The organism is Bradyrhizobium sp. USDA 3256 (assembly GCF_054058275.1).
Genome location: NZ_JBSSAE010000002.1, coordinates 4,617,178 through 4,631,355 on the forward strand (window position 1 = coordinate 4,617,178; position 14,178 = coordinate 4,631,355).

The 14,178-nt window shown below is 58.6% G+C and carries 11 protein-coding genes; 2 read left to right on the plus strand and 9 right to left on the minus strand.

Annotation, left to right across the window (positions count from 1 at the left end):
- Positions 1–4: 4 nt before the first annotated feature.
- The 4 genes from ACVWY5_RS23670 to ACVWY5_RS23685 form a co-directional block, all read right to left on the minus strand.
- The gene (locus tag ACVWY5_RS23670) at positions 5–1,348 is read right to left on the minus strand and encodes an ABC transporter ATP-binding protein (RefSeq protein ID WP_051376455.1); all 1,344 of its coding nucleotides are present in this window, start codon (positions 1,346–1,348) and stop codon (positions 5–7) included.
- A complete protein-coding gene (locus tag ACVWY5_RS23675; RefSeq protein ID WP_028338356.1) occupies positions 1,345–2,145 on the minus strand; it encodes an ABC transporter permease in 801 nt (266 codons plus the stop codon). Before ACVWY5_RS23675 ends, ACVWY5_RS23670 begins: the two co-directional genes overlap by 4 nt.
- Entirely contained in the window at positions 2,142–4,085 is a 1,944-nt protein-coding gene (asnB, locus tag ACVWY5_RS23680) for an asparagine synthase (glutamine-hydrolyzing) (RefSeq protein ID WP_028338357.1), read from the minus strand. Before asnB ends, ACVWY5_RS23675 begins: the two co-directional genes overlap by 4 nt.
- A gap of 84 nt (positions 4,086–4,169) precedes the next feature.
- Positions 4,170–4,811 carry a winged helix-turn-helix transcriptional regulator gene (locus ACVWY5_RS23685; protein ID WP_028338358.1) on the minus strand — a complete coding sequence of 214 codons (642 nt, stop codon included), beginning with the start codon at positions 4,809–4,811 and terminating at the stop codon, positions 4,170–4,172.
- A 718-nt stretch (positions 4,812–5,529) separates the two neighbouring features.
- Here ACVWY5_RS23685 and ACVWY5_RS23690 point away from each other — a divergent pair.
- Both ACVWY5_RS23690 and ACVWY5_RS23695 read left to right on the plus strand, forming a co-directional pair.
- Positions 5,530–6,714: a glycosyltransferase family 4 protein gene (locus ACVWY5_RS23690; protein ID WP_051376456.1), complete on the plus strand. Its 1,185-nt coding sequence runs from the start codon at positions 5,530–5,532 to the stop codon at positions 6,712–6,714.
- Between the two features lie 704 nt (positions 6,715–7,418).
- Positions 7,419–8,750: a hypothetical protein gene (locus ACVWY5_RS23695; RefSeq protein ID WP_063616630.1), complete on the plus strand. Its 1,332-nt coding sequence runs from the start codon at positions 7,419–7,421 to the stop codon at positions 8,748–8,750.
- A 484-nt stretch (positions 8,751–9,234) separates the two neighbouring features.
- On the opposite strand, the gene ACVWY5_RS23700 is transcribed toward ACVWY5_RS23695, so the two are convergent.
- The 5 genes from ACVWY5_RS23700 to ACVWY5_RS23720 all read right to left on the minus strand — a co-directional run bounded on the left by ACVWY5_RS23700 (position 9,235) and on the right by ACVWY5_RS23720 (position 14,177).
- Positions 9,235–10,224: a hypothetical protein gene (locus ACVWY5_RS23700; RefSeq protein ID WP_028338360.1), complete on the minus strand. Its 990-nt coding sequence runs from the start codon at positions 10,222–10,224 to the stop codon at positions 9,235–9,237.
- 433 nt (positions 10,225–10,657) lie between these two features.
- Positions 10,658–11,878 carry a glycosyltransferase family 4 protein gene (locus ACVWY5_RS23705; protein ID WP_321176990.1) on the minus strand — a complete coding sequence of 407 codons (1,221 nt, stop codon included), beginning with the start codon at positions 11,876–11,878 and terminating at the stop codon, positions 10,658–10,660.
- On the minus strand, positions 11,815–12,744 hold the full coding sequence (locus tag ACVWY5_RS23710) for an NAD-dependent epimerase/dehydratase family protein (protein WP_028338362.1): 930 nt from the start codon (positions 12,742–12,744) through the stop codon (positions 11,815–11,817). The genes ACVWY5_RS23705 and ACVWY5_RS23710 overlap by 64 nt, the downstream gene beginning before the upstream one ends.
- Positions 12,745–12,762: 18 nt before the next feature.
- A complete protein-coding gene (locus ACVWY5_RS23715) occupies positions 12,763–13,326 on the minus strand; it encodes an acyltransferase (protein WP_028338363.1) in 564 nt (187 codons plus the stop codon).
- Positions 13,323–14,177 carry a methyltransferase domain-containing protein gene (locus ACVWY5_RS23720; protein WP_051376458.1) on the minus strand — a complete coding sequence of 285 codons (855 nt, stop codon included), beginning with the start codon at positions 14,175–14,177 and terminating at the stop codon, positions 13,323–13,325. The genes ACVWY5_RS23715 and ACVWY5_RS23720 overlap by 4 nt, the downstream gene beginning before the upstream one ends.
- Position 14,178: the final 1 nt, after the last annotated feature.

The window sequence follows — 14,178 nt, forward strand, 5'->3', positions numbered from 1 at the left end:
CGCTTCAACATCCTCCGACAGCTCCGCTTACCCGGGCGACATCCTCTTGTTCAGAGGAGATCACGATTTCACTCTCCAGATTGACCAAGGCTGTCGTGAAAGCCCCTTTTGTGCCGACAACCCGGAATTGAATGGCATCCTCGACGAAATCGATTTTTGCACCATCGTGGAGATGCGCGGCGCCGAGCGTCAGAAAGAAGTCGCCCGCCGCCAACCACATCGTGCAATCGCACGCTATCGTCAGAACATCACCGGCACGGGCTTGCCACGCCACGCCATGGCTGGTCAGGTTGGTTGCCCCCCATACGACAGTTCCCCTGCGGTCCTTGATTGCAAAACCACAGGACAGTGCCGGAATGTCCGCATCGCACCGAAACCGCATCGAAAAGCGATAGTTACTTCCACTCTGAAGGAGCGTTGCGCGCCGTCCGTGCTCATCGAATACCCCCCAATCGAGCAAACGCCCCTCACCCGATCCATATCGAACCTTCGGCGCGATCTCCTCCGCCGGCAGCTCGGAATCGTCGGCATTCTCGACGGTTCTTTGACTGATCGCGCTCTCCAGCCCCGGCGACGACGCCTCTTCGGCCGAGGTCGCCGTGCTCGCTTCCGATTTGCCAAACAGCAGATTGTGATAGACCACCGATATCGGCCCGGCCTCGCCTTCCGCGAAGACTCGTCCGCCTTCCAGAATCAGGGCGCGATCGCAGAAAGTCGTAATCGTGTTGGTATCATGGGACACGAGCAAGATCGTCGCGTTCTTCTGCTTCAGCCGCTGGATCCAGCCGAAGCACTTCATTTGAAACCGCGCGTCGCCAACCGATAGAGCTTCGTCAACGATCAGGATATCAGGCTCGACGCTGATCGCCGTGGCGAACGTGAGACGCGCCTGCATCCCGGTCGAATAGGTCTTGAATGGCTGGTCGATCACGTCCCGCAACTCGCTAAATTCGATGATCGAATCGAGCTTGCGTTCGATTTCCGCCTTGGGCATGCCGAGGCACAGCCCACCCATGAAAATGTTCTCTCGGCCGGTGTAGTCCGGGTGAAAGCCGGTTCCCAGTTCGAGGATGGCAGTGATCCGGCCGTTGACGTCCAAATCACCCGACGAGCGCTCGAGTGTTCCGGCGATGATCTTGAGCAGCGTCGATTTTCCGGCCCCATTGCGCCCAAGAATTCCGACAATCTCTCCACGCTTGAGATCGAGATCGACGGCCTGAAGGGCCACGCGCTCGGTGTGGCGCGGAACGCGGCGAATAACTTCCACCAGCGGATCGATTGCATGCTCATAGACGCGGTACGCCTTTCGCAGCCCGCGCGCACGGATGGCGATTTCGGATCCGGTCATAGCGCGTCACCAAAGCCGTGCTGCAGGCGAGAGAATACCGCGTAGCCGATTGCCAGGCAGGAGACCGCCCCAAGGGGAAAAACAATCCAAGCCGCCGGATGTTGAAAGGCTCCGAAATAGAGCGCGTCCTGCCAGCACCAAACCTGGTAGCTGAACGGATTGAAATGAAAAACCCAATTCATCCAGCTCGGCGTCACATACGGGTTGAACAAGATGGGTTGTGCGAACAGGTTGACCGCACAGAAGATCGTCACGATGTCGCGCAAATCGCGAAAGAAGATGCCGAGGGCCGATAGCATGAGAGCAACGCCGGTCATCGCAATGAGTTGGATCGCAATCAGGAACGGGACGGTCAGAACCATGAAGGTCAGGGTTCCGCTGACCGCAGCGTAGCCGATCGTGAACAGAAGCGCGATTGAGTATGGAAGCGCCGAAGCGATCGCAGTCTTGATCGGCAATACCACGACCGGAAAAATGATCTGCTTCACGAGGCTTGCATGAGCGGTCAATATCGTGGTGGAGCGCGCCAGCAAATCCTGAAACGCCAGCCACGAGACTATTCCGATCAAGACATTGACGGCAAAATCGGGATGCCCGCCGCTGCTACCGACGCGGGTCGGGAATACGTAGGCGAACAGGAGCGAGTACATCAGCATGAGCAGCAGCGGATGGCCGTAAGCCCACAGCGCGCCCAGCAGCTGTCCGGTGTGACGATCACGCAACTCACGCTTCACGAGTTCAGCAACGAGCTCGCGGTGTCCGTACACCGAACCAAGAAGTGACTGCGCCGCGATCACAGCGAGACCTCCGGATTGGCCGACAGCCACGCTTGCGCCATCAAGACATTCCACAGCGGATAGGCCCAGTTCGCGCCAGCCAGATGCGCTTGCCATCGCTCTCGGATCGGTGCGGGAGTGAACAATTCCTGGTCCTTCAATCTTTTCTCAGCCAACAATTCTTCCGCCCAGTCCCTCAGCGGTCCCCTCAGCCACTCCGCCAGCGGCACGCCAAATCCCATCTTTGGACGGTCAAGCAGTGCACGCGGGACACGGCGATAGAGCACCTCGCGCAACGCCCATTTGGCAACGCCATCGCGATACTTCATATGCCTTGGAAGGGTCCAGGAGAATTCCACGACCCGGTGATCCAGTAGCGGAACCCGCGCTTCGAGGCCGACGATCATGCTGGCGCGATCGACCTTCGTCAGAATGTCGTCAGGCAGATAGGTGAGAGTGTCGATAAGCATCATCCGGTCGAGAAAATTCGGAACGCCGGTCGGGAGATGCGTATCCCAAAGCACCCCCTTGGTCTCGGAAGCTCCGATCACCAGATCGTCCGGTGTGTGCCAATGGCTCAGCATCCCGCGATAGAGCGTGTCGGGATCACCCTCGAGAATGGCCGGGGCGTACCGTTCAACCTTCGAACCAAGACCGTTTATCCGCCAGCGGCCCGGCAGCACCTCGCCGATCTGATCCAAGGCACGCCTCGGAACCGCACGGAGACCTCGAGCCAGCACATTGCGCAAAGCCCCTGGGGCGGGGCTGGCGACCTTTCGCATATCCAGCGCGTAGGCATAGCGGGAGTAGCCCGCGAACAATTCATCGCCACCATCTCCCGAAAGCACGACCTTGACATGCTGACGGGTCAGCTCGCACACCAAGGCGGTCGGCAGTTGAGAGGAGTCGGCGAACGGTTCGTCGTACCATTGCGGGAGATGCTCAACCATATCCAAGGCATGCGAGGCATCAGCATACAATTCGGTGTGGTCAGTTCCGAGATGGCGCGCGACCTCGCGCGCAAAGGGCGCCTCGTCAAATCCCTTCTCCGCAAAACCGATCGAGAATGTATTGATCTTTCGATCTGCGGTCTCTGCCATCAGCGCAGTCACGAGCGAGGAGTCTATCCCTCCCGACAACAGCGAACCAATCGGCACGTCGGCAACCAGCCGGCGCCTCACCGCATCGGACAGCAGAGCATCAAGGCGATTGATCGCCTCGCCCTCGTCGATTTTCGATTTGCCGCCTACCGACGTCTCAACGAGGCCTCTGAGATTCCAGAAACACTCAGTCGAAACTTCGCCGCCAAGCTTGGTCTTGAGCATGGTGCCCGGTTCAAGCTTGTAGGTATCCTTATAGATCGTAAAAGGCGCCGGGATATAGTTGTGGCGCATGAACGAAGCCATTGCGTTGCGATCCAGGGCTGGCGCCCAGCCCGGAACAGCGCGCAGCGCTTTCAATTCCGAGCCGAACGTCAGCACCCCGTCAATTACGCTCCAGTAAAGCGGCTTGATTCCAAGGCGGTCGCGCACAAGAGTCAGGTCGCCAGTCTGCTTGTCATAGAGCGCGATGGCGAACATGCCGATCAGGCGCGGCACCACGTTTTCGATGCCCCATTCCGCGCAGGCCTCGAGGATAACTTCAGTATCCGAGTGACCTTTGAGCCGACGATTGGTCCGCTCAAGATCGGCCGCAATCTCGTTATGGGAGTAAACTTCACCATTGTAAACAATGACGAACCGCCCACATCCCGACGTCATCGGTTGAGCGCCCGTGGGGGTCAAATCACGGATCGCCAGACGTCGGTGACCGAAGCCCACAGCTCGTTCGCTGTCGAGCCAAGTGCCGCGCGAATCCGGCCCACGATATGCGAGGCTATCAGTCATTTCGTCGAGGACCCGCTGCGATAGAGGCCCGCGGCCGCCTGGCCGAAGTCGCATGAAACCCGCAATGCCGCACATTACTGCGCCCCTCTCCCCCTGGCCGTAGACACTGTTCAGATCACTGAAAAAAGCAGAGCAGCAAGGAACGTGTATTTGACGCAATCATTGCGCTGCATCCTGATGCTCCTGGTGATTCAAGCCCAGCAAGCTTGGAGCCAGTACACGGCCTGGTCCGTAGAGGCGTACCGCTTCATCGAAAGCCCGACTGGGATTGGCTACATCGGTGATCATCACAGCATCAAATGGAATGGCAACACGATCGTAGCCAGCAACGACCTGGACCCCGACGAAACGCGTGTCGCCTGCATTTTCATCAACAATTGCGACGATCGAGACACCGCAATCGACAGCCGACAGCATGGCAATCTCGGCCAAGTCCGACCTTCCACAAAGCACCAGATTCTGGAAATGCTGCGCCTTCGCCAATTGAAGGACCTGCGCACAATCGGCCTTGGCCTGACGAAAAAACGAGAAAGAGGACGACAGATATTCCACGGTCAGGCGTGATTTCTCAGCGAAGCCCTTTGGCGTCAGGTAATAGGCGTAGCGACGCGCCGGCGCCTGGCTGACTTTGACAAGGCCCTTCTTGATGCATCGCTTGAGGTAGGCGTTAACGAGGCCAAGCGCGATACCAAGCTCCTCCGCGATGCGGCGCTGCGATTGCGCGCCGTCATCGACGGAATTCAGCAAATTAAGGACGATCCGTTCATCCTCCCCGCTAGAATCCGGCAACGTGCGGTCCATTGAGACTCCCCCTCCGTCGGCGACAGATAGTCCGTTCATGCCGTGAACGTCAAGTCGAACGTTCACGACATGAACAATTCAATCCGTTGAATTTGTTGTAGAATTTTAGGACCAGCTAATTGAGCCAGCAAATTGGTATGTTTGGACGGGCGCCTTTTCTTAGCCCGGATGCAAATGCCCGCTCACTACGGCGTACCGATAGTATTCGCTCTCGGCGCTGCCACACCGGCCGCGTTCGAACGCCGCCAAATGGACTGACCATACCCCTGCCCCCAGTAGTTGCGTTCGATGAATAACATTCCAGAGTGCGCTGACCGCAATGTCGACGAACAACGACGCCTCGGAATGAGCGGTCACCACATCCGATAGGCGCCTGTAATGGGCGGTTGGAGCTGGCGCAAATCAAGAGCAACCGCGTCGAATCGTCCGCGCAGCAGCAGCCGGCTGCTGTGATAGACCCAGGCGGCACAAGCAACGCATCGCTCGAACTTCGTACCCACCAAATCTTGATGATGTCGCACCCGAACCATGCGGCAGGCCGCCGCACTGCTGGTGGACGCGCGTCATCCCGTGGTATGACTGCGGCCCTTCGTGACGTTGGCGACGATGCTGATGGCCTACTTGCGGTCCTGCCGCTCCCTTCGAGACGACACAGATTTTTCATGCGCCCGATTACCCATGACATCCGGGCTTCCGACAATCCTGCTTCGACTGATCAATGAATCCCCTAGAAATCAAGCTGAAGGGTCGCATCCTCTACATCGCTAACGAGGACTGGGCGTTCTTGCTCAATCGCCTGCCAATGGCGCGGGCAGCGCGTGACGCCGGCCTTGAGGTTCATGTGGCGACCAATGTGAGCAGCGGCGCCGCCTCCATCAAGGCGGAGAACTTTGTACTTCACCAGATCCCCTTCCAACGTGGTCAACGGGCGATGCTCACGGCTGCTGCGGCGCTGAAAGCTATCCGGGAGGTGGAGCGCGCGATCAAGCCAAGCATCGTGCACCATTCCGGGGTGCAATGCTGCGTCTTTGGTTCGCTGGCTGCGCTCGACCGGAGATTCCCCGTCGTCAATGCGATCACCGGGCTCGGCTATATCTTCACGTCATCGAGTTCGCAGTCACGTCTGCTGAAGCGCGTCCTGACCCGACTGCTGCCTTGGCTGCTCAATCGTAATCGCAGCTACACAATCGTGCAAAATCCCGACGACCGCGAGGCGCTGATGGCGCTCGGTGCCAAGCCCGACCGCATGACGTTGATTCCGGGATCTGGCGTTGATGATGAATCATTGCAGCCGCTACCTGAGCCGGCAGGCCCGATCACGATCGGATTCGCGGGGCGGCTGCTGGTCGACAAAGGCATCCGCACTCTGGTTCGCGCCCACGGTCTGCTGCGCGATCAAGGACACGATATCAACCTTATCATCGCAGGAAATCCGGACCCGGCGAACCCATCGTCCGTGTCACACGAAGAGATCGAAGCCTGGATCGCACGACCGGGCATCACGTGGCTCGGGCACATCGACAACATCGCCTCGCTGTGGCGCGCTTCACACATCGCGGCATTGCCTTCGTATCGTGAGGGGCTTCCGGGAGCGTTGATGGAAGCAGCCGCCTGCGGCAGGCCCCTGATTGCGACGGACACGCCTGGCTGCCGCGAGATTGTGCTTGCTGATCAAACCGGCCTCTTGGTACCACTCGAGGACCCAATAGCCTTGGCAAGCGCAATTCTGCGGCTTGCTGAAGCGCCTGAGTTGCGGGCGAGGTTCGGTGCTGCGGCGAGACGACGCGTGTCGGAGCGATTCTCTGCAAGGATCATCGGCTACACGATCACTCAGCTCTACGGTGACATATTGGCGCGCAGTGAGACACCACTGACTGCTTCGAACGCCCGAACCGATCGATAACCGCGACCTCGCCGATCGCGGCCCACTGAACAAGCGAACTGACGCAGCCGGCGTCAAAGCGATGTCCCTCACAGGCTGCGGCCAACGTGTCGTGCCGTGCTTGATATCACCACTATTCTCCGGGCTCCTGCGCCGGCGGCCGGCCTGTGAATGCGGCAGTTGCCAAGGAAATCTCATGAACTCCTCCATGGGACTCGCCCACAGAAACGCCCGCGCAAGCGGAGGCTGGCTGAATTGCTTTGCTGCTCGTTCGACAATTGGCGACTTGTCAACCTGCTTCCTGGTGTTTACAGGACAAGGCAATCGTCAAGCACGACCAGAGATTTCCGCCCATGGAAGCAACTCGGCTCACTCGAAATCTTGGATGCCTTCGGTCCCGGGACCAGCCATACCTGTGATGACCGGGAGAGCCCAAGCGAACGAAGCAAGCACGGCGTCGCCGCGGAATTGCGGCGCGGTTCGTTGATCCGGCCCAGCCGCGCAGCGGCGCCGGCCGAACTCAAGATACGCTGCGCCACGTTCGCAACGCTCCGCATCCGCGAAAGATGACGAACGTCATCACGGCAATTGTTGGCAATTGTTGCTTCGTTGAGATAACAGAGGCTTACTCTTGGCACCAAGCAGGTTAAGTTCTCGACTCTTTGAATCCGCAGGCCGCCAGCCACACTCACCGGCCGCGTATGACCTGCAACGGGACTGGCAGCATGAATACGAACGAGATCGCGGTAGCGGGCAAGATTTCAACGCGCGTGAGCTTGGGCGTATTGATCAGCTTCCATATCGTCGCCTGCTGCATCTCGCTCGGCTATCTCAGCCGCAGCTACGGCAACTTCCATATTTTTTATGATGCCGAACTGCTCAACGGGGCGATCGCAACGATCGCCGCGTTTGCTGCTCTCTCCTACCTTTTCCTCCTCGTTCCATTCAGCTTTGGTTATTTTCTCAGCTTTTATTTTTACACCATGATCCTTGGATACCTCTGGCTAAATTGTTTCTCCCGCTTCGAGTACAATCACTGGCTCAGCGGAGCCTCTGCCGTCGCGTCCATGATAGCATTCATGGCGCCATCACTCCTCGTGACATCTCCGATCCGACGAGTGTTCACGATTAGCGAAACAACCTTCTACCGCGCATTGACAATTATCTTGGCAGTCGGCGTGGCCACGATCCTGATAGCCGCAAGCTATAGCTTCAAAATGGTCTCGCTCGGGCAGATGTACGACTTCCGCGACAAGATCAACATGCCCTCCCCGCTCGTCTACTGCATTGGCGTCGTTTCGAACGCCCTGTTGCCCTTCACCTTTGCTTGCTTTGTGGAGCGGCGGAATTACTGGCGAGCTGGACTGACGCTTGTCCTATTGCTGCTTGTCTACCCAATCACGCTCAACAAGATCGCGTTCTTCACACCAATGTGGCTTCTGGCCATGGCTGTACTGACGCGCCTGCTCGATTGCCGAATTGCAGTTGTGCTCTCGCTATTCGTACCGCTGATTATCGGCGTCGTCTTGTACGCCATCCTCGGCATCAGCGACACGCGCTATCTCGATATCGTCAATCTTCGAATGATTGCTACGCCTTCAAATGCGATGGATATCTACAACGACTTCTTCTTCAACCACCCTCTCACATCCTTCTGCCAGATTACATTTGTCAAAACCCTCGTCTCTTGTCCCTATACGGTTCAGTTGGGAGAAGTGATGCAGCAGGCCTACCGGCTCGGTAATTTCAATGCCTCCCTTTTCGCGACCGAAGGGATCGCTTCGGTCGGCGTTCTCCTGGCGCCGATCCCGGTTTTGGCATGCGGACTTGTAATCGCTCTCGTCAATCGATTTTCCTCGGGCCTTCCTCCTCGCTTCATCCTTGTATCTGGTGCGATCCTTCCTCAGATCCTCTTGAACGTGCCATTCACGACAACCCTCCTCTCTCACGGCGCCGCCGTACTTTTTCTGCTATGGTATCTGACGCCGCGCTCAGTCTTTGCATCGCAGAGTGGGTCTGTCGCCGTCGAGAGGAAGCTTGAAGAGCACCTCGCATGACCATCAAGCGGTCGATGTTGGTTAGCGATCGCATTTGGTGCGAGCCAACACTGCATTTTGCCCTGATCTACGCCGCATCCTGATCTGCAAACTGGACACGACATGTCGAAGCGATTTCAGCGGAGGCTCGTTCTCGCGACCATTTTTGGAGCGATCTTATACATTCCGCTCGGGCTCTACCTCGATACGCTTCCGCCTTGGCGTGAGCCGGACCCGGGCCTCATCCGCCCGCCATTCAAACATTTTGGCGGCAACGCTTGGCAATATCTGACACTTATCCCAGGCGCCGTCTCGGACAGCAATGAGGCACCCAGTCGGTCTCGGCTTGAAGTGACAGAAGACCGTCACGCTCTCGGACCAGCTCATACGACGCACGTCGATATCGCCGAGAAAGGAAACGGACGATACTCTCATTGGCAATCGTCCTTGATTTTCTCGACGAGCGACAACAGCGACCCGAATACAAACGGGCGAGCCTACCGAGTCATTGATCCAGACGCGAAGGACCCCTTCGTTTCGCTCCGAATTCCTCATCGTCCAAGTTTGTTGAGCCGGCTATTCCCATCGAGGTTCGATCACTGAACCTCTCGCCCCTCCAACTTGCGCGTTTTGCATCTGGAAGCAGATATTCACGAGCGGTCAGAACACGAGGTGACCAAGAAGCGGATCGAGCGATCTTTGACCGGACACCAAAAGCAGCGCACGGAGCCAGCAAGATCAATCCAATTGCGATTGCATTGGCATAGTGGAAAACGACGTCCTGCATGTTCTCAATGTGCAAAACGTACTCGGGATTCAAATAGTCCTCATTGTCGGACCGACTCGATACGTAGCGGTAGATCTCGTTGGCGTTCGCCCAACCTGCTTTTGTGTACCTCGCGGCAATCTCCGCTCGCAAGACGCCGCGCCGCACGTCGTACCTGTAAGCCGAAATCCCATAGTCTGGATCAACCAGGTAGTCGTGCCCACCAACGGCAAACTTTACGAGCACATGGCCACCGACACCGAACGCCCACGCTTGAATTCCATTTTTGCGAAGAATCTCGGAAGTGATCACTGCGCGCTGGCCACAGAACCCGCATATCAGCGTACGTTTCTGAAGAAGGCCCTCGCTCCAAATTAGGCTCGCGTCGATTAGTGCTAACTGAGCAAGAGTTGCAGAAAGAACACGCTCAATTGGTGTCAACGAGAAGTCGCCCGGTTCGCAGTTGTAGCTGGTGTAGTGCACCGCGAGCGCGATCCGGTTCGCGTAGGCGACATCGTCGGTCTCAGAAGGACGTCGGATGAGTTCGGCGTCCGGAATCTCGCTAAGTGTGCGCCCGCTCACATAGTCGTATCCGGGTACACCAACTTGCCTGCCTCGCGATTGCCTAGGCAGAAGCTGCGAAGCAGAGACGGCCACCAGCAAGATTGCGACGACGGTCCGCAGCAGGGTCGGCCTTCTGAGCCTCGGCAGGGTCCTCAGCCAGTTCATCGGCGGCGACGCTCTTTGTTGAGGGCGCTCTTAAGCTCCGTACTGCACCCGCATGAGACGCAAGACGCTTCTTGTGCTTGAACACATTATTTTCAAACGGTGAGAGCGTGAATAGCTCAATTGAGCTATTCACCATGCAGATTTGGCCCGCCAGAAACCTACAGAAACACTGATGCAATCTGAAACCCAAGAACCACATTGGCTAACCAGGTGACGGAGCGCTTGGTGACTCTGCCGGCGCGCCTGGAAAATCGTGGAGGGCTAGCAGGGAGCAAGGATTGCTGCCGAGCGCAACTCAACTATCAATCGATGAAGGGCAAGCTATCTTCCTGAATTGCGAAGCTCAGCAGCGTCGATGGCCGGCTCGGCGATCATGATGGTCGCTTATGAGGTAGCGAGGGGTCACGTCTTGCCGCCCCCAGGAAGCTGGCCTTCAACTCACGGCGGTTTGCCGGATAGCGTCCGAAAAGCTTCGCGCGAACGCACGGACATTGTCGTCCTGATGCGGGACAATGTTTCGTACCGTCGGAGGGCTATTCATCTCCGAAATCTGCATCAGATGATCCGCCAGCGCGACCGGGTCATCGACGCCGAAATAGCGGGCGGCGCCTGCAGTCTGCTCCCGGTGCACGTCGATATCCGACAGGATCATCGGAACGCCGAACGATTTCGCCTCCTCGACGGTCGTGCTCCATCCCTCAAAGCGCGACGGGTTGAGCAATGCAGTTGAAGCCCGCAACAGCGCGTAGACATGCGGCAACGGGATAACGCCGAGGTGACGGAAGTTCGCTTCGAGGCCACGCCTTTTGATCTCGGAATTGACCAGATCATAGTAGCCCAGCTCGCGCCGATCTTCCGTGCTGCCGGACGCACAGACCACCACGTCGGCTCCACGACGCTTCAGGATCGTCAAGGCGTCGACGACGAGCTGGTGGTTCTTGTGGCGATAGAACTGGTTGGGCAAATAGAAATAGTTCGCCGGCAGATTATGCATCGCGATCACTTCCGACGGATCTGTATTCAGGAACGCTTCCGGCGGCTGGGTCGCAAAGCGCACGACGCTGACCCGATTTCCTGCACGCGGATAGCAAGCCCTGAAATCGCGCAACGCGCTTTCGCTGCTCAGCATGATGGTCCGCCCGGACGCGATCTGAACGCGAAAGCCGATCTCGCGGCGCCAGCGCGCCGTCGTTGGAAACAGCTGAGGTAGCGAACGGTGTTGCAGATCCGGAATCCACGCTACCGTCGGGACAGGCAGCCGCCAGCCGAAGAAGCGTGCTGCTTCAACAACCACATCGACGCGCGCTGAGTGAAATGCTGCCGCCGCTGCGCGATCCAGACCAAGCGCGAGCGCGGCAGCCAAACCGGGCTGCCCATCGAATGCTTCCGATCGGACGACTTCGACCGCCGGTACTGCGGCAAGCTCCGAGAGTTCATTCTCGTCGGCGCCCGTCCCGGCAAAAACGACCGGAACGAATTCGCCCGGCAGAAACTGAGCGAGCGCCGCGAACAGATTGCGCTGATAATTGTAGCCGCCGGCCCAAAGCCGTCGCGAAATGTGACTGAACGCGAACCGCAATGGGCGCGGCGTCACGAAGCCTGCCCCTTGAACCAAGCCACGTAATCGGCAAGGCCCTGATCGAGCGGAATGCACCAATCGAACCCGATCTGGCGCAGCATTGCATCGTCGGCCAACAGGCTCACGGGATCACCGGGCCGGCTTACGCCGGAGTGTCGCACGACGGTGCTGCTGCCCCACTGGCGGACGAGGCCGGCTGCGATGTCGGCAACGCTTGTCCCGCGGCCCGAACCGCCATTGATGACCCGGAAGGTCTCCTGCGGCGGCGGTTCCGCCACACCGACAAGCAGCCTCGCGACATCGCGAACGTCGGTCCAGTCACGAATCTCGTTGCCGGTCCCGCCAAGCGTGAGCGCCTGCTCCTTGGCCTGCAGCCGCGAGCAGATGTCCCAGAGCAGCTGTTTACGCAAATTGGGTCCATAGACAGAGAACAGCCGCACGATCGTGCAGTGGATACCGAATGACTGCGCGTAGCTCCGGCACAATTGCTCCATCATGAACTTGTGCTGCCCATAGGGCGACACCGGAGTAGCGATGGCGCTTTCAGCGATCGGGCCGAAATGATCGGCCCCGTAGACGGCCGCACTCGACGCCGCGATCACGGCGCAGTCCCGCGCGGATCCGCGCAGCCATTCCAGCAGCCGCGCGGTGCTCGCGACGGTGCGCGAGAAATCCTCGAACGGCCGCTCGATCGAGATGCCTACCGACGATCCGCCGGCGAGATGAACGAGATGCGTCGGCAGCCCGTGCGCCGCCGCCAGCGCATCGAGATTGGCCGCATCGATTTCACCGTTGATCCAGCTTCGCAAACCGAGCCGCCGGGCTTCCGTTGCGTCAAGCGCTCCGTGTCCGATGCCATGCACCGCATGGCCCGCCCCCGCCAACTCGTGCACGAGATGGCGGCCGATGAACCCGTTTGCGCCTGTAATCCAGACGATCATGCGTTTGACCCAGCCAAACTAAGTTTCAAGGACTGATCTTACAACACGCGCCGGGTTGCCGGCGACGACCGTGTCCTCGGCAACGTCTGCGGTGACGACCGAACCGGCCGCCACAATCGCGCGGGCACCGATCCGAACACCCCGCATCAGGAATACGCCTGCCCCGATCCAGGCATCATCGTCGATCACGACAGGGCGCTCATCGAGATCCAGTTGACGCGGATGGCCCCTAGTAAACATCTCCTGAATCTGCCGGTGCCGCGCCACATGGTCCACGGGATGGGTCAGATTGTCGAAGACGTTGACGTCGTGCGCGATCAGCACCCGGTCTCCAATACGGATCGATCTAGCGGACCATATCCGCGAATTCTCCCCGACATAGCACCATGATCCGATTTCAATCAGCCCGCCATGGGCGAACGTCAAGAGCTCGCCCCGGATAATGCTGTTCGAACCGATGACGATGCAGTCGCTGTCACCGCGGATATTGCGGATGCGTGCAGTCGGCATCAGCCTGGCATGCGACCCAAGGCGACAGGTCGCGCGCCCCAGTATCCGCTGCAGCCAGTAATCGAGATTCATCTGATCAACTCGATGCAGGCAATGGCACGCGCACAGCCCGCCCTGTCGTCGAGCCGACCGCGTCCGCTATGCGGGTCAAATGCAGTCGCATTCGCAACATCGGCCTCCGTTGCCCGACGCCAGCCCCTCTTGTCATAGCCGAAGAATTCGAGCTCGTGGGACGAAGGCGCAAAGGCGTCGATCAAGGCCTGGATCATCGCCCGGTCGAAGACCTGAAACCACTCGAAATTCTCATATCGCCCGTATGGCACCGTGATCAGGCAGCGTCCGCCGGGAGCCATGATCCGTCGAAACTCACGCATCGCATCGGCAAAGCCATGCTTGTTGGTTTCGGATTTGGCCGGATCATCAGTGTAGAGCATGGTGTTGTCCAGCCCGACATGCTCCAGCGTGGATATGCTGATAATGGTGTCGAAGGCACTATCCTCGAACCTCGTCTTGCGAAAATCTCCGAAGACGTAGGAGTAGCCCTGATACCAGAAGCACCGCTTTTCCGGCGCCAGCGTCATGATCGTGAGATCCGCCTTGCGCAACGGATCGCGGCCGAGAATGTATTCGTGATTCAGCGTCGATCCCGCATCAAGCATTCGTCCCAGTGGGACACCATCGCGGCGCAACCGGTCGAACAGCCATGGATATTCGACGACTCGTTCATCGATGCCGATGCCAAATGTCTCGGGCAGCGGGCGCCCCGATCGGACGGCGGCCGTGTCGATTGCAGTCTGAATGGCGTTCTTCTTGCGCGTAAAATAGCCGACCGACCAGGGCCGACCGCCTCTCGCAAAGTAGACAGGCAATGCAAGCGCGTCAGCCATCTCCTTGATTTTGAAAACGAGACCGTCAACGTGCATG